Source organism: Paenibacillus xylanilyticus (assembly GCF_047246825.1).
In the GTDB taxonomy this organism is placed as follows: domain Bacteria; phylum Bacillota; class Bacilli; order Paenibacillales; family Paenibacillaceae; genus Paenibacillus; species Paenibacillus xylanilyticus_B.
Map to the genome: position 1 here is coordinate 201,588 of NZ_JBFOLB010000006.1, position 24,636 is coordinate 226,223.

General features: G+C 47.0%; 25 protein-coding genes. 13 read left to right on the forward strand and 12 right to left on the reverse strand.

Annotated features, from left to right (window positions below; all coding sequences use genetic code 11):
• Positions 1-44: 44 nt before the first annotated feature.
• The 6 genes from AB3N00_RS26040 to AB3N00_RS26065 all read right to left on the reverse strand — a co-directional run bounded on the left by AB3N00_RS26040 (position 45) and on the right by AB3N00_RS26065 (position 6,704).
• Positions 45-821: a response regulator transcription factor gene (locus AB3N00_RS26040; RefSeq protein WP_413037162.1), complete on the reverse strand. Its 777-nt coding sequence runs from the start codon at positions 819-821 to the stop codon at positions 45-47.
• A complete protein-coding gene (locus tag AB3N00_RS26045; protein WP_413037163.1) occupies positions 814-2,646 on the reverse strand; it encodes a cache domain-containing sensor histidine kinase in 1,833 nt (610 codons plus the stop codon). The genes AB3N00_RS26040 and AB3N00_RS26045 overlap by 8 nt, the downstream gene beginning before the upstream one ends.
• Before the next feature lie 293 nt (positions 2,647-2,939).
• A complete protein-coding gene (locus AB3N00_RS26050; RefSeq protein ID WP_413037164.1) occupies positions 2,940-3,134 on the reverse strand; it encodes a Spo0E family sporulation regulatory protein-aspartic acid phosphatase in 195 nt (64 codons plus the stop codon).
• Between the two features lie 230 nt (positions 3,135-3,364).
• A complete protein-coding gene (locus AB3N00_RS26055; RefSeq protein ID WP_175395889.1) occupies positions 3,365-3,541 on the reverse strand; it encodes an aspartyl-phosphate phosphatase Spo0E family protein in 177 nt (58 codons plus the stop codon).
• Between the two features lie 139 nt (positions 3,542-3,680).
• Positions 3,681-5,051 carry a transcriptional regulator gene (locus AB3N00_RS26060; protein ID WP_413037165.1) on the reverse strand — a complete coding sequence of 457 codons (1,371 nt, stop codon included), beginning with the start codon at positions 5,049-5,051 and terminating at the stop codon, positions 3,681-3,683.
• A 267-nt stretch (positions 5,052-5,318) separates the two neighbouring features.
• The gene (locus tag AB3N00_RS26065) at positions 5,319-6,704 is read right to left on the reverse strand and encodes a transcriptional regulator (protein ID WP_175395891.1); all 1,386 of its coding nucleotides are present in this window, start codon (positions 6,702-6,704) and stop codon (positions 5,319-5,321) included.
• Between the two features lie 266 nt (positions 6,705-6,970).
• Here AB3N00_RS26065 and AB3N00_RS26070 point away from each other — a divergent pair, with 266 nt between their 5' ends.
• Positions 6,971-8,095, forward strand: a complete 1,125-nt coding sequence (locus AB3N00_RS26070) for an LLM class flavin-dependent oxidoreductase (protein WP_413037166.1) — start codon at positions 6,971-6,973, stop codon at positions 8,093-8,095.
• Positions 8,096-8,181: 86 nt separating this feature from the next.
• Here AB3N00_RS26070 and AB3N00_RS26075 read toward each other — a convergent pair whose 3' ends face one another.
• Positions 8,182-8,760, reverse strand: a complete 579-nt coding sequence (locus tag AB3N00_RS26075; RefSeq protein WP_175395893.1) for a TetR/AcrR family transcriptional regulator — start codon at positions 8,758-8,760, stop codon at positions 8,182-8,184.
• A 262-nt stretch (positions 8,761-9,022) separates the two neighbouring features.
• Between AB3N00_RS26075 and AB3N00_RS26080 the strand changes: the two genes are divergently transcribed.
• Positions 9,023-10,231: an MFS transporter gene (locus tag AB3N00_RS26080; RefSeq protein WP_413037167.1), complete on the forward strand. Its 1,209-nt coding sequence runs from the start codon at positions 9,023-9,025 to the stop codon at positions 10,229-10,231.
• A 65-nt stretch (positions 10,232-10,296) separates the two neighbouring features.
• On the opposite strand, the gene AB3N00_RS26085 is transcribed toward AB3N00_RS26080, so the two are convergent.
• On the reverse strand, positions 10,297-11,349 hold the full coding sequence (locus AB3N00_RS26085; RefSeq protein ID WP_413037168.1) for an alkene reductase: 1,053 nt from the start codon (positions 11,347-11,349) through the stop codon (positions 10,297-10,299).
• Positions 11,350-11,501: 152 nt separating this feature from the next.
• On the opposite strand from AB3N00_RS26085, the gene AB3N00_RS26090 reads away from it, so the two are divergent.
• Positions 11,502-12,365, forward strand: a complete 864-nt coding sequence (locus tag AB3N00_RS26090; RefSeq protein WP_413037169.1) for a LysR family transcriptional regulator — start codon at positions 11,502-11,504, stop codon at positions 12,363-12,365.
• An 84-nt stretch (positions 12,366-12,449) separates the two neighbouring features.
• Positions 12,450-13,871 carry an erythromycin esterase family protein gene (locus AB3N00_RS26095; protein ID WP_413037170.1) on the forward strand — a complete coding sequence of 474 codons (1,422 nt, stop codon included), beginning with the start codon at positions 12,450-12,452 and terminating at the stop codon, positions 13,869-13,871.
• A gap of 118 nt (positions 13,872-13,989) precedes the next feature.
• On the opposite strand, the gene AB3N00_RS26100 is transcribed toward AB3N00_RS26095, so the two are convergent.
• From AB3N00_RS26100 to AB3N00_RS26110, 3 genes are all read right to left on the reverse strand, one after another.
• Entirely contained in the window at positions 13,990-15,096 is a 1,107-nt protein-coding gene (locus AB3N00_RS26100) for a Glu/Leu/Phe/Val family dehydrogenase (RefSeq protein ID WP_413037171.1), read from the reverse strand.
• Between the two features lie 209 nt (positions 15,097-15,305).
• Positions 15,306-15,935: a sporulation-specific diadenylate cyclase CdaS gene (cdaS, locus tag AB3N00_RS26105; RefSeq protein WP_413037172.1), complete on the reverse strand. Its 630-nt coding sequence runs from the start codon at positions 15,933-15,935 to the stop codon at positions 15,306-15,308.
• A 215-nt stretch (positions 15,936-16,150) separates the two neighbouring features.
• On the reverse strand, positions 16,151-17,680 hold the full coding sequence (locus AB3N00_RS26110; RefSeq protein ID WP_413037219.1) for a DUF6359 domain-containing protein: 1,530 nt from the start codon (positions 17,678-17,680) through the stop codon (positions 16,151-16,153).
• 216 nt (positions 17,681-17,896) lie between these two features.
• Between AB3N00_RS26110 and AB3N00_RS26115 the strand changes: the two genes are divergently transcribed.
• The 3 genes from AB3N00_RS26115 to AB3N00_RS26125 all read left to right on the forward strand — a co-directional run bounded on the left by AB3N00_RS26115 (position 17,897) and on the right by AB3N00_RS26125 (position 19,168).
• Positions 17,897-18,199: a hypothetical protein gene (locus tag AB3N00_RS26115; RefSeq protein ID WP_413037173.1), complete on the forward strand. Its 303-nt coding sequence runs from the start codon at positions 17,897-17,899 to the stop codon at positions 18,197-18,199.
• 143 nt (positions 18,200-18,342) lie between these two features.
• The gene (locus tag AB3N00_RS26120) at positions 18,343-18,498 is read left to right on the forward strand and encodes a hypothetical protein (protein WP_175395901.1); all 156 of its coding nucleotides are present in this window, start codon (positions 18,343-18,345) and stop codon (positions 18,496-18,498) included.
• Positions 18,499-18,625: 127 nt separating this feature from the next.
• The gene (locus tag AB3N00_RS26125; RefSeq protein ID WP_413037174.1) at positions 18,626-19,168 is read left to right on the forward strand and encodes a GNAT family N-acetyltransferase; all 543 of its coding nucleotides are present in this window, start codon (positions 18,626-18,628) and stop codon (positions 19,166-19,168) included.
• 114 nt (positions 19,169-19,282) lie between these two features.
• On the opposite strand, the gene AB3N00_RS26130 is transcribed toward AB3N00_RS26125, so the two are convergent.
• The gene (locus AB3N00_RS26130; protein WP_413037175.1) at positions 19,283-20,059 is read right to left on the reverse strand and encodes a Crp/Fnr family transcriptional regulator; all 777 of its coding nucleotides are present in this window, start codon (positions 20,057-20,059) and stop codon (positions 19,283-19,285) included.
• A gap of 377 nt (positions 20,060-20,436) precedes the next feature.
• Here AB3N00_RS26130 and AB3N00_RS26135 point away from each other — a divergent pair, with 377 nt between their 5' ends.
• The 6 genes from AB3N00_RS26135 to AB3N00_RS26160 all read left to right on the forward strand — a co-directional run bounded on the left by AB3N00_RS26135 (position 20,437) and on the right by AB3N00_RS26160 (position 24,633).
• Positions 20,437-20,913: a GAF domain-containing protein gene (locus AB3N00_RS26135; RefSeq protein ID WP_413037176.1), complete on the forward strand. Its 477-nt coding sequence runs from the start codon at positions 20,437-20,439 to the stop codon at positions 20,911-20,913.
• Positions 20,914-20,978: 65 nt separating this feature from the next.
• The gene (locus AB3N00_RS26140; protein WP_175395905.1) at positions 20,979-21,629 is read left to right on the forward strand and encodes a response regulator; all 651 of its coding nucleotides are present in this window, start codon (positions 20,979-20,981) and stop codon (positions 21,627-21,629) included.
• Complete coding sequence (locus AB3N00_RS26145) at positions 21,622-22,731, forward strand: PAS domain S-box protein (RefSeq protein ID WP_413037177.1); 1,110 nt, start codon at positions 21,622-21,624, stop codon at positions 22,729-22,731. Before AB3N00_RS26140 ends, AB3N00_RS26145 begins: the two co-directional genes overlap by 8 nt.
• Positions 22,732-22,989: 258 nt before the next feature.
• Positions 22,990-23,484, forward strand: a complete 495-nt coding sequence (locus AB3N00_RS26150) for an Lrp/AsnC family transcriptional regulator (RefSeq protein WP_413037178.1) — start codon at positions 22,990-22,992, stop codon at positions 23,482-23,484.
• 12 nt (positions 23,485-23,496) lie between these two features.
• Complete coding sequence (locus AB3N00_RS26155; RefSeq protein WP_413037179.1) at positions 23,497-24,084, forward strand: chromate transporter; 588 nt, start codon at positions 23,497-23,499, stop codon at positions 24,082-24,084.
• Positions 24,085-24,087: 3 nt separating this feature from the next.
• Positions 24,088-24,633, forward strand: coding sequence for a chromate transporter (locus tag AB3N00_RS26160; protein ID WP_413037180.1), 546 nt, complete (start codon positions 24,088-24,090; stop codon positions 24,631-24,633).
• The last annotated feature ends 3 nt before the right edge of the window (positions 24,634-24,636 follow it).

A 24,636-nucleotide genomic window follows, 5' to 3' on the forward strand; every position in this document is an offset into this window, starting at 1 on the left:
CAGAAATGGTATGGTTTTTCAAGGACTTAAACGATAGGCACCTGCTACAGCTGTTCATCCGTGCTGAATCGGTTACGATATTCCCCTGCCGTCCAGCCCACCTGCTGTTTGAACACCAGCATGAAGTGTTTGGGACTCTGATGCCCGGACAATCTGGCTACATCATAGATTTTCAGTTGAGTGTTGACCAACAGCCACTTGGCCCGCTCCATGCGCGCCTCAGCGACGTAATCTGAGTAATTTGTTCCCGTTTCATTTTTGAAGAGTTGGCTCAGATAGGTTGGGTTCAGATGAACAAGGGCCGCTATGTTCTGCAGACGCAAATCCCCATCAGGATGGAGCCTGATATATTCCTTTACATCCCGAATGATCTTTCGTGTATCTCCACTGCTACACTCTGCTTCCCCCGGTGTATCCATCGTCTGGCTGGAAGAAACGCCGTATCTCCGGTCCAGCAACAGCTGAATTTTCCGGATCGCGGTTACCCATTCTTGGCGCCCCACTGGCTTCAACAGATAATTCAGTACACCATACTCCATCGCTCTGCGAGCGTACTCAAACTCGCCATAGCCGCTAATAATGACCATCAGCAGATCGGGGTACATCTCCCTTGCTTTGGATACCAGGGTCAGTCCGTCCATTTCACGCATGCGAATATCCGTAATCAGCACATCAGGCACATCACTTCTCAAAAATTCAAGGGCCTCGGTCCCGCCAGCAGCTGTCCCCATAACTCGAAATTGGGGAGCTGTCTGGCTAATCATTTCCCGTAACCCTTCGAGGATGACTTTTTCATCTTCCACAAGCAGCACTTTATACATGCACGTTATCCCCTTTCTCCTGAAGCGGTATCGTAATAGTTGCGGCCAAGCCATGCCCTAAACTTCCGTAGACGCTCAAACTGGCGGCTTGACCATAAATAAGATGGAGTCGCTGTGCGATATTGGTAAGCCCTAAGTTGTCTTCCGCGTTACAGCGCAGGGATTCGCTAGAGGGTATCTGGGATAATGACTCGTTCCATTCATCAATTTCTTCTTGGCTCAGACCTTTCCCATTATCTCGAACGGTAAGCAGCAATTCTTGATCAAACTGTAAGGCCGATATCCAAATCGTTCCCCCATCCTCCTGCCCTTCAATTCCGTGGTAAACTGCGTTCTCCACCAGTGGCTGCAAAATTAATTTGGGGATTGGACAGCTCATTACCTCTTCTTCAATTTCAAAAATCACCTGCAGCCTACCGTCAAACCGTACCTGTTGAATGCGTACATAAGATTGTACAAAAGCTATTTCCTCCTGCAGGAGGACGATCCGATCCACCTTATCAATCGTATAACGAAGCAACTTGCCAAGTGCCGTCACCATATGGGACACTTCTGCATGCTTCCTGCGGATGGCCATCATATTAATAGACTCGAGCGTATTGTATATAAAATGAGGATGGATTTGGCTTTGCAATGCTGACAGCTCTGCTTCCCTCTCCCGAATACCGAGTAGAAAAACCTCGTTAAACAAGCGGTGAATCTCTTCCATCATTCGGTTAAACCCCCGGCTGATCTGTCCGAATTCATCACTGCTGAAGCTCGTCACACGTTGGGTAAAATCCCCCTGCTCCACACGAATCATATTCTGCTTCAAACTAATTAACGGCCTTGTTACTCGGTAGGATAAAAGAGCTGCCAGAATGGCTACTGCTGCCATGCACAGTACAGCGAACCCAAACGTGAACGTAAGCATTTCTCCTGATTCCTTCTGAATGACAGAACTGGGTGTAAGACTAATTACTGATAGCCCTGAATAATTTGAATGGTGCTGTACATACAGATAGGAACTCCCATCCAGTACCACCTTTTGGTTTCCTGCATAACCCTGAAGTTGTTCATGCTGTAACAGTTGGTTGTATGCGGACCGTCCACCGATTGAAGTTCGCTCAAACACAAGGCGCTGCTTGCTGTCCACAATCATGAGACTCGCATTTTCCTCAAAATTCAGATTGGATAACAGCTGGCGGAAGGCGTCCAGCCGGATATCAATCAGAATATATCCCAGCCTTTTGAGGGTGCCTGGATCACGGATCTCTCGAGCAACGGAGATATAGGCTTCTTCATTCTTGCCTGTGTAATAACTTGGATGATGCGGAGGGAGCAGTCGCCACTCCCCCTCTGAACCGCCAAGCTCTGCAAACCAATTATCCTGCCTACTGTCCCATACCGGCTTCACCGCCAATGAATCCAGATTGGAGAACAGGATGCCACTGTTCGAGATCAGGTGGATGCCGCGGATTTCAGGGCGATCATAGGCTTGACCCGAAGTATAGAGCTTCATCTTCAAGTAATCGTCGGACCTTGCCCAGTTGGCTGTTCCCATTGGCGCGTTGTATTTCCCCAGAATACCCAGCACGGTCTGATCATAGAGCGGCAGGAGCGATATACGCTCGAAATCCTTCAACAGCCGATTCAGATTTGTGTTAATCTGGCGGATAATATCAATGGTGAACTGCTCGGTTTTGCGGTCAATCGTCTGTGAAAAATGGTGATAGTTGACCAATCCCTGCAAACTTAGCGGAAGCAAAGTCAGTACCAAAAACAACACCAGCAGCTTGGTGCGCAGGTTCATGTTTCTTTTTGAATAACCTTGTGCTTTGTCCATTCAACGGATCCCTCCCTCTCCCGTCATTCAAGAATCACCTTCGAAAGTCACTGGATATAATTGGCGTTTATCTTATCCAGTTTCAACGATGGAGGGCTATCCTGCCAACATCGGGATTAGTATGGAATTTCAAGATGAAATCCTCACCTCCTCAAAAACAAAAACAGCCGACTGTATCGCTGACAGTCGACTGTTTTATAAACGAATCTGGTCAATCAAAAGGGGAAGCCCTTTATCCAGTAGATGGATGGTATAGCACTGTGTCGTTTTCTCCAACTAAAAAGCCGATTGCATTATGCAATCGGCTGTCTGTTCATATATTGTTGTTGTTTTCTATATTTGAAACGGTTATATTCATTGATCAGTTCGTCCAGTACCATGGATTGTTGAAGGACTTTGTAGTCTTGCATGCCATGATGCTCCGCCAAACGACTTAATTCTTGCCTGTTCCGTTCAATCTGGTCTACAACCTGACTTGGTCCTTTCATAGCATGCACCCCCCTCTTTGTAGACCATTTTAGGATAGATTGCCAAAAAATTCATATTTTTTTCCTTTGCAAATTAAAAAGTTTATTTACATAGTTATTCTTTCATAATCAAGCATTTTGCATCAGTTCTCTAACAAACTCAAAACCATCAATATGTAGATCGAAAAAAAATATAACTGTCCACATATCGTATCCCTGAACGCATTTAATTCATTACTCAAAAAATTTTCTTAGAGAGTTTCACACTTACTAACAGCATTCATTTTGTAATGGTTATTAATTAGTTCGTCCAGTATTCTGGATTGAAGAAGAACTTTATGGTGCTGCATGCCATGATTTTGCACCAAGCGACGCAGCTCTTGTCTGTTCAGTTCGATATGTTCCTTGTGCCATTCTACTTCTTTCATGCCATGCACCCCTTTTTCAACATATTTTAGGGGAAGTTATCACAAGAAAATGTTCTGGAAATAGATGCAAATTGACCAATACGCAAGTAATGAAAAAAGCTGGATGCACAACGATTTCCCCTGAATCTGATTATAAGTCTCATACTCCAAAATGTTGGGTGCTTAGACTATCCATTAGCAAACTATACTGTTTTTCCTGCGAATCACTGGCTTGATTTCTGAACTTTCCATATAAATCAATAGATCTAATAGACATTAAGTCATCATCACTGGCAGATGAGAGCTTCAAACTGATGAGTAAAGTCTCCATTCCTTGTTTGTACTTTTGTTGGCTGAGCCTATATTTCGCAAGTTCATAGTAAAAGCGTATATACCTATGATTCATCACCTGATCAGTATATGTCCCTTTTACATATTCCTCTGTATTGAATTGTTTAATGTAGGGATCGAATCTCTCCAACGCAAAATCGATATCTAGTGCGTGTTGATTAGCTGCTTGTACAATAGTCACGAAGGCAGTTAAAATCTCCTGAGGATGATCATTGAGATAATCCAGATAAGATTCAAGCACCTTATGATTTCCTAACAACATTTGATATAAATATCGATTCCCCTTAGCCCAACTCTGAAAACGTTCTATTAATTCTTGCTCTTCTTCAGTTGGGTTTGGAATTTCAATGACTCGTTCATAAATATCGGTGTATTCTAAAGCTTTTTCATAATCTTGGCGAGCTTCACACACACCTGCCTTCAGTAAGTTTGCATATGCTTTGTACGTAAATAAGGGATAAAACGCAATTCTTTGTCTGCTTTTTCGTCTTCGAGATTGAAGACTAAGCTGAAAATCAACTTTTCTTTCCAGCTCATCAGCCAGATAATAAACCTTATCCCAGAGGTGCATTGTGAGGTATATATTGGCCAAGTCTTTAATTGCATCCAGTTGTATTTCCTCATCCAACTTATCTACGTAAGGTTCCATGTGAACTGCAGCGCTTAGATTATCGAATTTGCTCATGGATTTATTGATTGAAAAAATGCGGTACTGACATAAAGCCAACCGTTCGGAGTGCTGATATTTCTCACTGTCTGCCACGCATTCATACAAAATTAGCGCTGCTTCATTCATCTCTTCGTTATAGATCTTCTCAGCCATTTCAAACAATTCTGAAGTATAAGATCGATCATCTGTTACCTGGACCACAACCTTTTTAATACAATCCAGCTTGTTTAGATCGGCGCACCGATATAAAAAAGGTTCCAAGCGTCTCCAATGTGGGGCAGTTTCCACAAAACATTCCACGCAGTACATCTCATAGAAGTATCCCTTTTCAAGTCCCATACCAGAAGTAATTTGATCCAATTGATTCATGGCTATAGGTCTGCTTCCTTTAAGTATGGCACTCATCGTACCAACATTAACTCCACAGATACTAGAAAATTGTTGAAGTTTGTACCCCTTAACCTTGATATGATTTTCTATATGCGAGCGTATCGTAGGTGCAAGTTGCAAATATCTCACCCCCAACAATCCAAACTTCTTAATGATATGACCATGCATAATAAATGTAATTTTTAATCCTGTATTTTACAATGGTCAATCATCACTACTATAATAAAAACAGCGCGCCCTAAATTTAGGAACCGCACTGTTTTTAATGAAATCTTTTAATAACACACTATTATTTACAAATCTCCTGTTCCATGTTGAGAGGAAAGTGTATGCATAGGAGATGTATTTGTTACTGAGCCTTCCAGGGGAAGGGTAATGAGAAAGAAACTAAGCAAGACTATATACAGGATATTCTTTTTTTTCATAATAATTTTCTACCTCCGTCATTAATGAATGATATTGACTTTCAATTTCCTTACTTGCCTTATTCCTATACTTCTCATATAGAGCCACACAATGAATAATATCAGATTGATTATTTATCTTTATAGCAGAAGCTAAACATTCCATAAGTTGTTTCATGCCTTCCTCGTATCTACCACGAGCAAGGTGATATATGGACAATTCAACTAAAAAAGTTATATAAAGATCCAATTTGACTTGTTTACTATAACCTTGAATTAAGGTATCTACCGATGTCATTTGAACACCAAATTTATCAAGAACCTCATCCACGTCCATATCATACTTGTTCGCTGCCTCCATGATGTTGACCAAGGCAGGTAATAACTCTTTTTGATTTCTTTCAATAAAATCGACATAGGCTGGCAGAACATTTTTATCTCCCATTAATAAATGATAGAGATACGTATTTGCTTCTTCCCAACCTTTGAATTTAATAATATAAAAAATATCCTCATCATCAGGTTCTATAATTTTAATTAAGTCTGCGTATGCCTTTGTATAACGTAAAGCTTCTTCATACTTGCCTAGCCTTTCACTTGCAGTTGCCTTGAGCAGGCTTGAATAGGCTTTGTACACAAATAACGGATATGAAGTTACCCTGCTTGCTTTATCTACATTCTTCTTGGTGTAAGTTTGTATAATTTCCGCTTTACGACCCAATTCATCAGCCAGTGTGAACAACTTGTCCCAATAGCGGAGAGCGGAGTATGTATTCGCCAGATCCTTGATTGCATCCAGCTGTCGCTCTTCGTCCAGCCGGTTAATATACGGCTCGAAGTGAACGGCTGCTCTAAGATTCTCATGCTGGTCCTGGCCCAGAGACAAGGTGAAGATACGATACTGGCACAACGCCAGACGTTCGGAGTGCTGGTACTTCTCGCACTCGGCAACACATTCGTACAACATCCGCGCAGCCTTCTTCTGTCCGCGTTCAAACATGGACTCGGCCAGCTCAAACAATTCGGAAACATAAGAGCGATCATCCGTCACTTGCTGAATCACCCTCTGTATACAGTCCAGCTTGTCCAGCTCGGCACAGCGCAGCAGGAACGGCTCCAACCTTCGCCAGTGCGGCGCAGATTCCACAAAACATTCAGCACCATATATTTCGTAGAAGTGGCCCTCCTCCAGCTTCATGCCCTGGGTGATGAGGTCCAATTGAGCCATGGCGATCGGCCGTGTCCCTTTGATAATCGCACTTAAAGTCCCGGCATTAACCCCCGATATATCAGCAAAGTATTGTAGGGTATACCCTTGTTTCCTGATGTAATCCTCAATATTTGAGCGTATCGTAGTTGTAGGTTCCATGTCTCCCACCTCCACAATGAAAAATCCAGAAATTTGAATTTATATGATATGCACAATTTTAATCCTAAATTTTACAGCGGTCAATAACAATCGTGGCAATTTCCTTCACATTTAGACATTTTTGTTGAATATATTCCTTCTTATAGAAAAAATCCATTAGAAGAATAGAAACGGACATGTTACAGTAAGTTCAACTAATAATATCCTACTATTTCCATAGAATTAAACAAAACAGATTTGCCAATCCCTTTCAAGGAGAAGGTCAGATGAAATTTGCCTTGTTTAGCCTCATGATGAACCTCCCCAATGCGGTAACCGGTGAAGCACTGACCGCACAACAGAAATTCCATAACATTCTGGAACAAGCCAGACTGGCCGAGCGTTTGGGCTTCGATGCATATGGAATTGGGGAACGGCATGGAGCGCCTTTTCTTTCATCCTCGCCGCCTGTTGTACTGACCGCTGTAGCTGCTGCTACCTCCCGCATTCGTTTGCTAACAACCGTCACTGTGCTCAGCGTGTTGGATCCGGTTCGGGTTGCCGAAGATTATGCAACACTAGATCAATTATCCGGTGGGCGGCTGGAGATGATCATCGGAAAAGGCAATGACCCTCGGCACTATCCGTTGTTTGGCATTCGTGAGGAGGAACAGTGGGATTCACTTGGTGAACGCTATGAGCTGCTAAAGCGCCTGTGGACGGAGGAGAATGTAACCTGGCAGGGAACGTATCGCCCGCCTCTCCACGATGTTACCACTTGGCCGCGCCCTCTCCAACAATCCATTCCGATCTGGCATGGCAGCGCATCGAGTACCCTCTCCACCGAGCTGGCAGCGAAATACGGCGAACCACTCTTCTCCTCGAATTCTTTTCACCCACAGGCAAAATACAAAGCGTTGATTGACCACTATCGGGAACGTCTTGATTATTATGGTCATGATGCGAATCGTGCGGTGATCGGTTCCGGAGCGGGGAGCCTGTACCTTGCGAATACACGTGAGGAAGCGATTCGTCGCTATACGCCTTATTATAATGCTTTTCACGCAACCGCTGCCGCCCAGCACAACCAGTCACCCTTCACAGACCTGGAGGATAACATCGCGCGCGGCCCTGTGCTCATTGGTAGTCCTGAACAGGTTATTGAGAAAATCATGGATTACCATGCCGCTTTTGGACATCAGGTGCTCAGCATCAGCGTAGATGGACTCAGTCATAGCGAGCAGCTAGAGCAGGTTGAGCGCTTTGCCCAGGACGTAGCGCCCGTATTACGACGTGAATTACCGAATTCGGTATGGAATGATCCCCCGGTATTAAGCCGGCAAATGCCTTCCCCTGCCTCCCATTCTTCCGCCACATGGCCCTCAGCCATCTCCCCTACATTCCAGATATAAGTCCTCACTCAGATACACATATCAAATTCAGGGTGATTCGTGAGAATCACCCTGTTCCTCCCTTATTCGACGTTCTTTTCTTTTATTTAAGTGGATTTAATCCCTGCAAACAGAGAATTCAAAAGTCTCTCTACAAACTCACTATCCATCGGTTCGCCAGTCACCAACATGCGATAAAAAACCGGCCCGTAAACGAGATCGATGCACAAGCCAATGTCCAAATCACTTTTTAATTCACCTCGCGTTACACCTTTCTCTATAATTCCCCAAGCTTCACGCCGGCGAGGCTGAATGTATCTGGTCCGATATTCTACTGCAAGACCTGGATCTGACTGTCCTTCTCCAATGATCTCAGTAATAGCCTTACCGTCCAGACTTGTCAAAAATTGAATCATATTGCTCGCATGAATGCGTACATCTTCAAATACCGATCCTGTATCCGGAACAGGCAATCTTGCTGTCATGGCAGACATGTAACCGTCCATAATGACAGCCCCTTTGTTGGGCCACCATTTGTATATCGTCGCTTTGCTCACTTGAGCACGCTCCGCTATCTTTTCAACCGTAATCGCTGCAAAACCATGTTCCAGCAGCAGCTCATAGGCGGCTGCAAGAATGGCATTCTGGGTTTCCATGTTGCGGGGACGTCCTCTTTTGGCTGTCATCTGAACCCCTCCTTGATCTAACCATCACCATCAAATTTTCTTAAAAACGATACGTTCATTATACTAAAATGCCCACTACATAAACAGTTTCGCCTTCTCGCAATGGTTACTTACTCAGAATAAAATATTGATGCCTATTTACAATACTAAACGTATCGTTTATTATATGTTTGTAATTAGTAAACGAAACGTTTAGAAATTAATGATTCAAGCTGCTTGACCCATAATGAAACTATTCTAATACCATGTGGAGGAGATAATGATGAACATGAAACACGATACGAAGGCAAAACAGATTCCGAGTTGGCTGATTTTCCTTTTGGCAGCGGCTTGTGGACTTATTGTGGCAAATTTGTATTATGCTCAAACTGTAATCGGCCCGATTAGTGTAACAACAGGATTATCGTCTGCTGCTGCAGGATTGATTGTAACGCTAACCCAGATTGGGTATGTCATCGGATTGCTGTTTATCGTACCCATCAGTGACATTATGGAGAACCGGCGGCTCGTAACTTCCTTTCTGATATTACTAGTAGTTGCCTTGGCTGCAGCTGCGTTCTCCACTCATGCTTTATTATTTCTGACGGCGTCTTTGGTGATCGGCATAGGTTCCGTCGTTGCCCAGATTCTCGTTCCCTACGCCACTTACCTGACTTCGGAAGAACAGCGTGGGCAGGTGGTAGGCAATGTCATGAGCGGGCTTCTTCTGGGAATCATGTTGGCTCGCCCCATCGCAAGCTTCATTACAGATGCATTCGGTTGGCAGGCTGTCTTCATTTTCTCTGCCATTGTCATTGCATTGCTAGCCCTGCTCCTGTCACGTGCTCTTCCTGTACGTCAGCCTCACCCTGCAATGAAATATGGTCAGCTTATTGTTTCACTGGGCACCCTGCTGAAAACCTTGCCCATGCTGCGTCGCCGGGCACTGTACCAAGCCAGCTTGTTTGGTGCCTTCAGTCTGTTCTGGACGACCGTGCCTTTGCGGCTCGCTAATGATTTTGGCATGACCCAGCAGGGAATTGCCTGGTTTGCCCTGGCTGGTGTAGGTGGAGCCATTGCGGCGCCTATCGCAGGTAGATGGGCAGATAAAGGCTTGACCCGGATACTAACCGGAGTTGCCATGGTGATTGCCGCTCTCTCCTTCGGTCTTGCCTATGTATTCCAGGGGCACTCTACCGCTTCTCTTGTGCTGCTGGTCATTGTCGCCATAACTCTCGACATGGCAGTCTCCGGCAATCTTGTTCTGGGACAGCGCATCATCTACTCCCTGGCGAATGAAGCGAGAGGACGGGTAAACGGAATTTTTATGTCGATCTTCTTTATCGGGGGGGCCATTGGCTCATCGCTTGGAAGCTGGTCCTACGCATCGGGAGGCTGGAGTCTGACGACACTGATCGGCCTGATCATGCCGCTGCTGGCGCTTGGCTATTACTTTACGGAAAAGAAAACCAGCGTTGTCAGCAACTCATAACTGCATCACTCAATATAGAAGGGCAGCCTAATCCCGAGGATTAGAGCTGCCCTTTCATTATTTTTTCATATCAGAACAGGCAAATGCTTGTTCACATCGTACTCCACCAGCGGCTCACCTGCATGCAATCTGTGCACCAGATCGGAATTGGCAATAAAGGGCCGGCCAAACGCAGCGAGATGAATGATCCCCTCATTCAGGGCTTCCTCTGCCGCTCGAGCATCCAGATTCCCCACCCCGATAATCGTATGCTCCCACTGTTGCCTGATCACTTCATGAAAGGTCTTCTCTCCTGCCCAGGCTGTTGTATAGCGGTCGGTTGAAGGATGTAGAATCGTAATGCCCGTCTCACGGAACAGGTTAAGATAAGCATCAATCATGGCCGCCTTGTCTGTCCAAGCAAAGGATGGATCATCGTCTTTTTTCTCGGAAAATCGGATTGAAATGCGATCCACGCTGATTTCTTTTTTTACCGCCAGAATGATCTCTTTCAAAAAACGTAATCTCTCCTGGATCCCGCCTCCATATTCGTCTGTTCGATGATTCGTCTTCTCGTTGATAAATTGATCCATCAGATATCCATGCGCTGCATGCAGCTCAATCCCGTCAAATCCGGCCAGCACCGCATTGCGGGCAGCATTCTGAAAATGCTGGATCGTATCCTGAATATCCTGTATGGACATCGCTTCGGGAACCTGATATGGCTTGTGCAATTTATGCACCTTGCCCTCGGCCTGAATGCTTGAAGGTGCCTGCGGCGTTCCTCCGATGAGATCGGAGTGGGACAATCTGCCGACATGCCACAGCTGCGCTATGATCGTACCTCCATGTCTATGGACGGCTTCCGTAACCTTTTTCCATGAAACGGTCTGTGCTTCCGTATACAGTCCAGGTATGCCATAGGTTCCTTTACCCGCCAGGTTGGGGTTAACTCCCTCCGTAATGATCAATCCCACACCATCCCGGGCACGCTGCTCATAGTATGCCACCATCTCTTCTGTTACTGTGCCATCCTCATCATTCGCAAACCCTCTCGTTAACGGAGCCATCACGATTCGGTTCTTAAGGTTCCATTGGTTGATCGTAACCGGGTTGAGTAATTTTATAAGATTGTTCATGCTATCCCTTCTCTCATCGTAATTAGGGATATTGTAGAATGGCTCAGGCATATCGTAAAATGATTAGAATATATGGAAGTATCTCTGTGAGAGATATCATAAGGACTTCAATTTGGCTTTTCGGAGAAATCCCGCAATCAGGAGGAATACGTATGGAATTATCAGATATCGATATCATTCTCGCAGTCGGACGGTCAGGCAAAATCTCGCAAGCCGCCAAAGAATTAAACTATGCCCAGTCCAATGTCACCACCCGCATCAAAAAGCTGGAGCAGGAATACCAGGTACAGCTCTTCAATCGGTTTTCCAAGGGTGTGGTTCCCACTGCCAAAGGAGAGCAGTTTATTGCATATGCCGCTCGCATCCGTAACCTGCTGCATGATCTGGAACAGGATATGATGGATCCCGGGGAGCCTTCAGGCACACTGAAAATCGGGATTGTGGAGACGGCTGCATCAAGCCGCTTCATGGAGATACTGAACGAATACCAGATCACGTATCCGAAGGTTTCCATCTCACTGGTGAACGCCACTTCGCCCAAAGTGCTGCGTCAAAAAATACAGGCGTATGAGATTGATGGTGCGTTCATCAGCGGCGCCTGTGTTAAAGAAGGGTTGAAAGTGGAATACGAAATGCAGGATACGGTACACATTATTTCTAAACGAATGGAAACCCCCGCAGAGAGCCTGTGCCAGGTTTCATGGGTGGTTTTCCCTCTGGGCTGTCCCTATCGTGAAATTACGGAAATGTTTTTGGAGGAAGAAGGGCTGTCTGCCCGCAATATGATCGAGGTCAGTACCATGGAGAACCTGCTCAGCTGTGTGGAGTCCGGGATTGCTTATACGATTATGCCTTGCAGTGTGATTCACAAAAAGCCGGAAGTGTACTCCGTACACGATCTGGCCGAACAGTTCACCCACACTACAACCACCTTTGTTCGCGGGGAGGATCGGTATGTCAGCAGTGCGCTGGATCAATTCGTGAAGCTGCTGAATCAGAAATGCATTACATTTTAATGTCCACGTTATACTTTCGTTAGAATTGGCCACTATCCTTGAGTTATGGATTTCAACTCATCATTCATACGGAGGATAATTAATATGAACCTGAAACATCGTCTTATTCAAAAAACAGCCGTACTCGGCATGGCCGTCGCGATGATTACCGGTACCGCCTCAGCGGCAGCTTCACCTATTGCCAAGGAACAATGGGTGCAGGAGCATGCCCATGAGATTACATCCCTGACATCGGATAATTATAGTGACCTGGCCTTCTTGAAGCCATTACTGAAGGACAAAAAAGTGGTCAGCCTTGGAGAAAACTTTCATCGGGTCGCCGAATACAGCGAAATTAAAACGCGTATGATCAAATTTTTGCATGAAGAACTGGGCTATGACGTTATTGCCTTTGAATCGGGCATGGGAGATGCAGCTGTTGCTTATGAACAAGGAGCGAATCTGACACCTGCCCAGATGATGGAGCTCTCCATTTTCCCCATCTGGCACTCACAGGAAACGCTTGGTCTCTACGAGTATGTGCAGGAACAGAGCAAAACGGATCACCCCCTGATTTTGGCCGGTTACGATATGCAGTTCACAACCGGGTACTTAACGCAATTTATCAGTGACTGGATTGGGAGTATCGACCCCGAAAGAGGTAAAGAGTTCTATGCTTTTGAAATGCAGGGCATCACGGATCTGTACGCCGTCCTTAACACGTATGGAATCGACAGCGATAACAATCCGGAGTTCAAAGCCGCTATCCATCAAGTGAAGGATGCCTATGTGCCGCAATATGAGAAACTGATTCAATGGATCAACGAACACAAACCGGAGCTGGTTAAGTCATTCCCGGACAACCCGAAACTAGCTGACATGATGATTCGCGTGCTGAACGACCGGACCAAATTCATCGAGATGGCAGCCTACGATACACGGGAGAGCTACGAGTTCCGCGATCGTGCCATGGCGGATAATCTGGAATGGCTGATGGACGTGATGTATCCGGACAAAAAGTTCATTCTCTGGGCTCATAATGACCACCTTGCCAAGAGCACATCGACCATCCTTAATCCCCCGATTGGAGAAAGCGATGGAAATTCCGGCCTTTGGCAATCCAGCTTCAAGAGCATGGGCGAAATTATGCATGAAAAACTACAGGACAACATGTATGTGATTGGACTCTATATGAACGAAGGGCAAGCGAGCGAGATCTCCACAGGCAAAACGTTTGATATTTCTCCCATGCCTCGTGGCAGCCTGGAGTATACGCTGATGAAGTCTGGTTATCGTAATACATATATTGATCTTTCCGAAGCCAAAGACGCTACAAATGCTGCAGCCTGGTTGTCCCGCCCGGTCTTCGCTGCCGAGGATGGCATGGTGGATGAAGTGATTCATCCGATGTCGATGAACTTTATCCCTGCAGAACAATACGATGGCATTCTGTTAATTGATAAGGTCAAGGCACCAACGACCACTTATAAAGGCGGATTCAAAGACCAAGCGCAGCAGCAAAAGTAATTCCGTAACAGCTGTGCATTTATCAAGAGAGGCAGGCATCCCATTTGCGATGCCTGCCTCTCTTGATGTTTCTGTTAAGGAGCTATATCACTTGCCTAAATTCAGGATAATCACTGAGTTACCCGCGCAATCTCCGGGCACTCAGTGCGTGATGACCTTGTTGCAGAAAGGTGCTTCGTGTATTCTTCATCAGCTCAATCCGGCGTTCGGCCAGACGGTCTGCGGCAATATAAGTGGCGATGCCTTCGGTTCGGGACGTTTCGAAGATTTTCTCCAAACTGGCGTAGATCTCTCCGATCTTGCTCCACGCACGCTCTGCATTGTACCCATTCAATTCGTCCGCAATGTTGATGACTCCGCCCGCATTAATCACATAGTCCGGAGCGTATACGATGCCCATCTCATGCAGTTTGTCACCATGACGGGTCTCCAGCAGCTGGTTGTTGGCACATCCTGCGACCACTTTGGCTTTGAGTGTTTTAAGCGTATCATCATTAATCGTTCCACCAAGGGCGCACGGTGCATAGATGTCACATTCCACGCCCGTAATGTCTGCTGGATCAACAGCCGTTGCACCAAAGCGATCCACTGCCTGCTTCACGGAATCCTTGTGAATATCCGTCACAATCAAGCGGGCACCTTCCTCATACAAATATTTGCACAGACTCATGGCCACGTTGCCGACGCCTTGAACAGCGACCGTTTTGCCTTCCAGCAGATCCGTGCCGAATGCTTCTTTGGCTGCCGCCTTCATTCCCCTATATACTCCCCATGCTGTTGCTGGAGACGGGTTCCCCGACGAACCGTAGCTTGGGGATATGCCTGTTACATAATCGGTCTCCTGATAGATCAGGTTCATGTCTTCTTCCGAAGTTCCCACGTCTTCTGCGGTTACATAACGTCCGTTCAGACCTTGAATATATCTTCCGAATGCACGGAACATGGCCTCGTTCTTGTCACGGCGCGGATCGCCAATAATAACGGCTTTACCGCCGCCAAAATTTAAGCCGGATACGGCATTTTTATATGTCATCCCCCGCGAAAGGCGCAGTGCGTCTTCGATGGCCGCCTCTTCCGAAGCATACGTCCACATCCGAGTGCCGCCCAGTGCAGGGCCAAGTGTTGTATCGTGAATGGCGATAATCGCCTTTAACCCGGAAGCTTTGTCCTGACATAGGACCAGTTCCTCATAATCATGGTGTTCCATTACATCAAACCAACTCATGTTTAACCGTCTCCTCCAACCATTTTTGCGGGTAATTCGCAAGGTTTCTGTATCTTTGCCATCCTCTATTGTACCTAGATAAGCCAAGAATGTGCAAAATCACATCACTATGTAAGAGTGGCATTTTGCATAAATCCAGTAAGCGAACTCCAATAAACCTTTCTCTCTTCACAGGGAAAAAGGCAAAAATCGTTCATTTTCGAACAGCATTAATGGAGCGTCTCGACCACATTGATTGGATGCAAATCCCCGTCCACGGCAAAAGATGCCTGTCCCGTCTCCTCGGAAACCACGAGCACAACGGCATCCGTCAGTTCACTCAGCCCCAGTGCGGCCCGATGACGAGTTCCGATTTTAAGTTCCCCTGCTACAGCCTGTGACAGTGGAAGGACATTGCCTGCAGAGACGATCTGGTTGCCGCGGATCAGAACAGCTCCATCATGCAGAGGCGCACCCGGAATAAATAGTGATTCAAGCAGTGCATGGGTAACTCTTGCATCAATAGCAACGCCCGAATGAATAATGGGTTCAAGAGGCACCTCACGTTCAATGACAATAAGAGCACCATATCTTCGATCGGACAGATGCTGTACACTAGCGGTCAGCTCAGCAAACTTCTCGGTGAAGGGAGACAGGTAACAATCCAGATAAAAAGAAGAAGCAAGTACCTCAATCTGCTTGATCTCGGTCCGAATCTCGGCGAACTGCCCCAGCAGACAGACACTGTCATTGTCAAAACGGGATAACGTCAGATTCATCCGATCCGCTACACGATGCAGATCTTCCTTCAATCTCTGTCTCATGGACGAGCTATCACAGTCTGCTTGCCGGTTCATCATTCGGAGCCTCCCCTTTCTGTTCTGTATGCCAACATAGTTAACCTATACGTTTCCCCTAGCAATGTTCATTTATACCAAGAGAAATTCACCGTTCACTATGCTGTGCACAGAAAAAGCCTGCCTGCAACGTTACCGTTACAAACAGGCTTCAATCCAATTATCCTTACTCACACCAGCATTTTGCCTAATAAGAAAAATGGTCAGAAGGCGTCAGATTATGGAGTAACTGCGCCATAGGATCCTTTCTTGAACGTAGCTGGATCATACCATTTGTACCCTGCAGCCGGAGCAGACCATGGCTCAAGCTGCGGTTCTGTGGAAGCAGCCGGGGCTTCAATGGCAAGCAGGCTTGTCGGTGTGTCCAATGTCAGACCAGACACCTGTGACAGGCTGGTATAGCTTTCTTTTACCGCGAGCCATTTTACGGTATTGACGAGGAACGTGGCATCATCAGCCTCTTTGAATCCGTCGTAGGTCTTTTTGGAAGCACCCGTCTCTTCACGCAAATACTTTGGAGTCGCGTCTTCCACAGGAGAGGAATCACCAATGAATGCTGCCTTGCCTGCACCTACCTTGGCTATGGCTGCATATGCACCTTCTGCACGTCCGCCGCCATTGTATACGCCCTGATCGACCGCGTTGCCCCATTTGGACACACCGCTTGGCACATAGACCAATCCTTTGGCCTTGTTTGGATCAATAATAGCCACCGTGGATCCTGCGTGCATTGCTACTGCATTCACCCCACCTGTAATTCCAAATGACTGTGACGGAGCAACGATATCTGTGGCATTTACATCACCAAGTGCGTTGTAGCGGAAACGGATGCCGAAGTTTGTTGCCAGCCAGTCCGAGCTGGTAACCCCCTGCATGGCTGGGGATTCGGCTTCTGCCGAAGACATGCCCTTAGCCGGGTTCAGGAATGCCCCGCGACGGTATCCATTAAATACTTCGGAGGAGTCCCAGCGGTTTTTATTGCGGTCTGCATTATAGTGATCGGAGATGAAGAACACGCTGCCGCCATTCTGTACGTATTGCAGCAGTGCAGCCTGCTCTGTCGCTTTGAATGGTACGTTGGCTTCGCCAATGACGAAGACATCATAATCTTTTAATTTATTATAGGTGATGGCCTGCTCACCGAATGTATACGGGATGCTGCGTTCCAGCTGATCCACGGCAAAGCCTGCGTTTCGCAAACCATTTGCAAAGTCCGAAAATGCTCCATCAATGATCCAGTCCGCAGCTCCGGCGGTTTGGGCATGGCTGTTGTCGAACAATACTTTTTTGCCTGTGCCATCCGGCAGTGTCGTGCCTGGGTTTGGTTCAGGATCAGGGTCAGGGTTTGTTGTCCCGGAAGAAAGTGAGATGGAAGTTGGGTTTTTGAGTCCTGCATAACTGTTGTAAGCACCAAGTGATCCGGTTACGATGACCTTCTTGCCTACGAGACCCGGATTGGTAGCCAGTCCATATTGCGAGCGGAATGATGAGGAAACTTGCACATCCAATAATTTAGCGTTTGCCTTCTCTGAAGGGGAGTCCGCAATCAGGAAGTTAAAATCATTGGCGTAAGGAGATGTAAACTTGGCTGTAAGCGAACCGGTGGCATGACCAACAATATAACCTTCGACAGTCGCTGTTCCTCCACCGCTCTGAGCAGCAATGGCCTGAGATACGGTAAGTGGTGCTGCTGCAGCCTGTACCGGACTCTGTGAACCCGGCCCGAGCAATGCAGTTGTCATCATCATGAAGACCAGGAATGCCCCGATCCAGTGCTGCCATAATGCCTTCTTCATGTTCTCCTTCTCCTCCTCAGATTTACCTTATAATGGGTTGTCCACTTTAATTTAATCTTTCATATGATGAATTCCTCTTTGTTTATGTAAAATTTTTGAAAAAAGTTTGCTGCATTACGAACCTGCCCATACTATTTACCAAAAACATGATAAGGGAGAACACATACCATGAAGTTCATATTTTTGCTGCTGCTGATCATCATCCCTCTGGTTATGGTATTTCTGGCTCTTCGTTCCCGGATGGTGGAACGGCTTTTTCATGTCCTGGCTCTCCTCTGTTTCTATAGTGCAGCCACGGTCATTGCCGGAGACGTGTATGCCACAAATGCACATATGACCACCTTTACCACTGAAATTCATCATTTTTTGCTGAATGGCTGGTTCCTTTATCCGTCTGCTTATCTGGGTGTGTACATTCCATATCTGTTATGGATGGGCCTTTTTTCGAAAAAAAATAAGGTAAATCCGTGACTCGGCATTGATTTTTGGTTGAATTCATAGCATAATAAACTTATACGTGATAATGATTATCATTCTTGAGCTTGTCTCTCATTTCATTTCAATCAACTTTACATGAATTACCGATCATATAGCTAAAGGGGAACGAACATCATATGAATACAACTCTGCAAAAAGCATCACTGCAGCTCGACGATTATCTGGATCTTCTGAACCTGGCAACAACCCTGGGTGATACGAAGTGGCAAAAAGAAATCATTCGCAAGCTGGCTTATACTTATCCTGCCGTTCAATGTAAACAACCACAATAACATATCGTTGTTAAAATGGCTCATGACAGATTCAGACCTGAATCTATCATGGGTTATTTTTTTGTTTCAATCGTGATCTGGATACAGGTAGAATGGACTTAATCATGGAACTGGGGGAGTGAAAGTCATGTTAGCGGAGACCGAACGACTGATCTTGCGAGAGATCCGCATGGACGACTGGGAAAGTATACATACGTACACTGTATCACCTGAAGTGACCAGGTATACGGCTTGGGGACCCAACACGGAACAAGATACAACGACTTACATTGAACAGGTTTTGCTAACACAACAGGAAGAGCCAAGAAACCAATTCGACCTTGCTGTCTGCCTAAAAACAGATGGAACGCTGGTAGGCAGCGTAGGCATATACACGGAAGGCACCAATGCGGAAATGGGTTATGTGATGAATCCACAATATCAGGGGAGAGGCTACGCTGCCGAAGCGAGCCTGGCATTGCTCGGTTTGGGTTTTAACACACTCGGTGTGCATCGGATCTATGCCAAATGTCGTCCGAACAACAAGGCATCGGAGAAAGTGATGCAGAAGATCGGCATGCAGTATGAAGGAATGATGCGGGAGCACTGGTTTTACAAGGGAGAATTCCACGATTCATTGGTCTATTCGATCCTCGCCAGGGAATATGCGAGCCTAGTTCATCAAGGTTAGAGAACTAAAAAAAGCTGATGTCGGTTAACCACCGAACATCAGCTTTTTTTCATCTCCGTAACGACCCCAATCGCCAAAGAAGATAATCTGTGGATCCAAAAGCTCTAGTGAAGACTACAGCCGGCATAACTCTGCTGGACAGGTCGGGAATGTAGGACATCCACACATGCAGCGCAAGGCAGCCAGATCCCGGATTACCAATCTGCCCTCCAGTGTGTCTAGGGTACCCTGCTCTTTCCATGCTCCCAGCATCCGTGTCACACTCTCCCGTGTAGCTCCAATCATCTCCGCAAGCTCCGTATGATTCAATTTCATCTCCAGTACAATACCATCAGGAGTGACCTTGCCGTACGAGTTGCTGGCGCGGATCAGTGTCGAAGCCAGAGCACCGGCCTTCCCATAGAGCAGCAGATCCCGGAAACGCGATTGGGTAATCCGCTGTGAAAGTGCCATCCACTGCAGAAACTTCAGAGCAAGGTCCCCATGTTTGCTAAGCACACTCTCCAGATCGCTCAGCGAGATAATCGCAAGTTCGCCTTTTTCCGTCATCTCGGCACTATAGCTATGATTCAGCCCGCCAATACCGCCGAACTCCCCAATGAGATCCCCTTTTTGCTGAATCGAGAGAATGATTTCCTTGCCGTCCTCCGTCGATTTGGTCATTTTCACGCGCCCCGAACGAATGTAGTACAGATATCCGGCTTCATCACCTTCCAGAAAGAGACTATACCCCGACTTCACCCGTTTGGGCTGCATTTTGGCCTCAATCCAGGCCCACTGTTCAGCTGTTACGAACGAAAGTATTCCGCCTGTCTCCCGTGTCATTTTGCTTCCCTCCGCCTGTTCCCGTTCTGTCGCTTGGGTTGTTCTTTCTGTAAATACCGTACCCATTTGTTCGTCCCCCTCGTGTTTCCTTATGAATCTATCTTATCGCGAAACCGGCATAAACGTTATCGGGGGATTACCTGAACCTGGCCGATAAATTCCCTGAATTTGCTGTGAGATAAGTCACATCCTATGATGACATACTCATGTTGTCATGTAGTAAAGTTCTTGCTGCATAAGGATTGAGGGCCGTCTGTTAACCAAGATCAGTAAATTGCAAGACCGAAATCGGGGGATTCCCTGAATTACAACCCGCACGAATGGGACTACAATAGAACTAACATACAAATTTCTATATTTCAGGGCACCTTGGTCAAAGGTTAACGATATGCATTTCACCGCGTCTAAGCTAACGGTATCATTCCAAAAAGGAAGTGTCTCTCATGCACGATGAACTGCCGTCCGGCATTCAGGAGATGATCAACAATCTGCGCCTGAACACATCCGCCGATTTTTGCGGACTTGCCTGTCTGTCCGGGTCCATGCTGCGCTGGAAATATACCTCCGGTGCAACCAACCAACGCGTAACACGCATGGAAATGCGTCCCGGACAAGACCTTGTGGGTACAGCTCTTCGGACAGGCCGCACGTCCCTAGCCGATCAACAGTCCACTGGCAGCCATATGCCGGGCCGTTGTCCGCTGATGATCGCGGAGAAGCTGCTATGTGCAATAGCCGTACCTGTGTTTCACGATGGCAGCGTACCTGATGCGGTGCTGCTTGTTGGCAGCAGACAGCCTTGCACGTTCTCAACGGACATCATCCGGCAAGCGGAGCTGGCAGCCCAAACCGTTGGAGCCTACTCTTTACGGATAAGCCCCTTGGAAGCACAGAAGGAAGAAAAGCTATTCAGAGATTAAACCTCTGGGTGGCTTTTTTTGGTATCATGAAGATAGAACCAAGCAAGCGGACAGGGGGAAAACTAGTGATTCAACTATTGGTTGTCGACGATCATGTCGTTGTACGTTCCGGGCTGATTGCCCTGCTGGACGGCAAGAATGAAATCCGGATCGTGGGCGATGCAGCAGATGGCGACGAAGCCATTGCCAAGGCACAGGAATTGAAGCCGGATGTTGTATTGATGGATTTTAGCATGCCGCCAGGCAAAGACGGGTTAACCGCTACCGCCGAATTGAAAAAGTTGATGCCGGACGTGGCCATTCTCATTTTGACCATGCATGACGATGAAGAGTATCTGTTCCGAGCGATCCATGCCGGAGCTTCAGGGTATATTCTCAAGAGCGCACCACACGAGGAGCTGCTAGCAGCTATCCGCTCCGTAGCAGATGGCAGTGCCTACCTGTATCCCAGTGCCACCAAACGGCTGATGAGTGAATACCTGGACAAATCCAAACAGGAAAACGCCGGGCCATATGACACCCTCTCCGAGCGTGAAAAAGAAATCCTGTCCTGGATTGCGAAGGGTTACGCCAACAAGGAAATTGCCGAGCATCTGGTCATCAGTGTCAAAACGGTCGAATCCCACAAAAGCAACCTGATGGAGAAACTGGGACTGCGGACCAGACCTGAACTGGTCAAGTTTGCCATGAAAAAGGGGCTGTTAAACTTTGAGTAGTGCACGCGAAAACAGACTTAGCGGACTTGCGGAGCAGCCTGTACTACAGCTGCTGGATGAGCTGGACAACCACATCACCGATGACGAATTTCGCAGCAGACTGAAGGGTTCACTGCACCAGCTTAGTGATCTGAAATTTGCACTGGATGAGTCCTCCATCGTAGCCCTCACAGATCGCAAAGGAAAAATCCAGTACGTGAACGATAAATTTTGCGAAATTTCACAATATCAACGAGAGGAACTGATTGGTCAGGACCATCGGATCATCAATTCCGGATATCATGGCAAAACGTTTATGAAAAACCTCTGGGAAACCATCTCTTCGGGACGAGTCTGGAACGGGGAAATTCGTAACCGGGCGAAGGATGGCAGCCACTATTGGGTGAATACGACGATTGTGCCTTTTCTCGACAATGACGGGGAACCTTATCAATATTTGGCTGTCCGCAGTGAAGTGACGAAGCTGAAACGGGTGGAAGGCGAGTTGCAGACGATGATGACCCAGGTCATGAATATTCAGGAAGAGGAACGCCGCCGAATTTCCCGTGAGCTGCATGACGGAATCGGACAGAGTCTCTTCTCACTCGTGATTCAGATGGATCAGCTCCTGGCTGACAAGCCCCATTCCGGTGTGGAAGCATTGCGTAAGCAGGTTACCGGGATTATGGAAGATGTACGGGGCATGGCCTGGGAACTCAGACCTTCCGTACTCGATGACCTTGGTGTCGTTCCAGCCATCCGTACTTATATTGAGAATTATACCCGCCACTACGGCATTGAAGTGGATCTGAGATGCAACCTGCGCAGACGGCTGGAAATGAACCGTGAGATTGCCATGTACCGAATTATTCAGGAAGCCCTCACGAATGTCGCCAAGTATGCCGATGTCGCCGAAGCACAGGTAACAGTGGAAGATTCACAGGAAGGCACGGTTGTAACTATTGCGGATCAAGGTGCCGGATTCAATGTGCAAACCGCAGGTCACGGCGTCGGATTGTTCAGTATGGAAGAACGTGCTCGTGGTGCAGGAGGAACGCTGACGTTATCTTCCGAGCCTGGTGAAGGTACAAGCATTACGTTTCATCTGCCCAGAAGTGTTTAGACCGGTTCGAATGTGGGCCCTTGCCCACAGTGGAGAGAAAAAAGCTGCTCATGGATTTATTCCAAGAGCGGCTTTTTTGGGTTTACTTTTGGTACAAATGACAAAATGAAAGCTCATAATCGGATAAATTCAATATGATGGATAAATATGTTGACTCCAATTACGATTCGTCATTAAAATATGAATGCTGCATGCAAATTGTATTTTTGAAGGGTTACATTTTATATTCCATATACAGAACGAAAAGGATGGTCCATCATGTCAGAAAAACGCTCCTCCAAAGGAGGAGAAATCCCGCAAATGTACAATCTGGACGCGATCGATCGGAAAATTATAGCCGCTCTGCACCAGAACAGCCGGATCTCCTACACGGATCTGGGTACGCAGATCGGTTTGTCCCGTGTGGCCGTACAGGCTCGTATCAATGCTCTAACCGAAAAAGGCATTATCGAACGATTCACGGTGGTGATTAACCCCGGTAAGGTCGGACTTCAGGTCTCCGCTTTTTTCAATGTGGATGTGGAGCCGCCCTTCCTGGACGAAGTGGCCGAGAAGCTGGACGAAGAACCGGCAGTGACAAGCCTCTATCATATGACAGGTCCAAGTACGCTGCATATGCACGGCATTTTTGCAGACATGGAAGAGATGGAGCAGTTTCTGCTGGAGAAGCTCTATAAGATGCCTGGTATCGTGAAGGTTGAATCTCAGTTGTTGTTAAAACGATATAAAAGCCGAATGGGCATGAGACTGTAGGAGGAAAACAGCATGGGTTGGAAAGATTACATCGGTCTTGTTACGGGTATGGTGCGAACCGGGATATTGGGTTATGGCGGCGGTCCTTCGGTTATTCCGTTGATCCGCTATGAAGCCGTCACGCGTTATCAATGGGTGAGTGATGAGGAATTTGGCGAGATTTTGGCGATTGCCAACGCTTTGCCAGGACCTATTGCCACCAAGATGGCCGCTTATCTCGGTTATAAAACCAAAGGCGTGCTCGGCGCCATCGCTTCTGTACTTGCACACATTTTGCCAACAAGTATTGCCATCATCGCTCTGCTCGGCTCCATGTACGCGCTGCGTGAGTCGAAGATCGTTGCAGGCATGGTGGCGGCCGTCCGCCCAGTGATCTTTGTGATGTTGGGAATGATGGCTTATGAATTTGCCAAAAAGGCATGGTCCGGACTGGGTAAAACCTTTGCCGTCCTGTTTGGCGTCATCGCGTTTGTTCTATTGCAGCTCTTGAATATTCATCCCGGAATTGTAGTAGCCGTCTTTCTTGGCTACGGGGTATTTCACCTGGATCTGGTTCAGCGCTTCAAGTCCAAGCGCAGCTCCGACAAGGAGGTGTCCTAAACGATGCTTCAGACGTGGTGGGAGTTGTTTTGGGGATTTTTCGTAGCGAATATATTGGGATACGGAGGTGGTCCTGCCTCCATCCCGTTAATGCAGGAAGAAGTGGTCAACCATTATAAATGGATGACCACAGAACAATTCGGTGATGTGCTCGCCATCGGTAATGCTCTTCCAGGTCCGATCGCAACCAAGATTGCCGCATTTGTCGGTTATCAGGTGGCCGGCTGGTTCGGGGCGGTTATCGCCAGTTTTGCCACAATTGTACCTTCGGCAGCCGCGCTGATTATGCTGCTTCGCCTGTTGAACAAGTATCGTACTTCACCTAAAGTGAAAGGTATGACGCTGCTTGTGCAGCCGGTCATCGCGGTGCTCATGATTCTGCTCACTTGGGAATTCGGCCAAGTATCTACCGCTTCCATCGGGATCTGGCAGACATTAATCATCGCCGGGATTTCGTTATGGGTGATGACCAAGACCAAACTGCATCCTGCTATTTTAATTGTCATTGCATTTGCGTACGGTGCGCTGGTTCTATCTCACACGATGTAATTG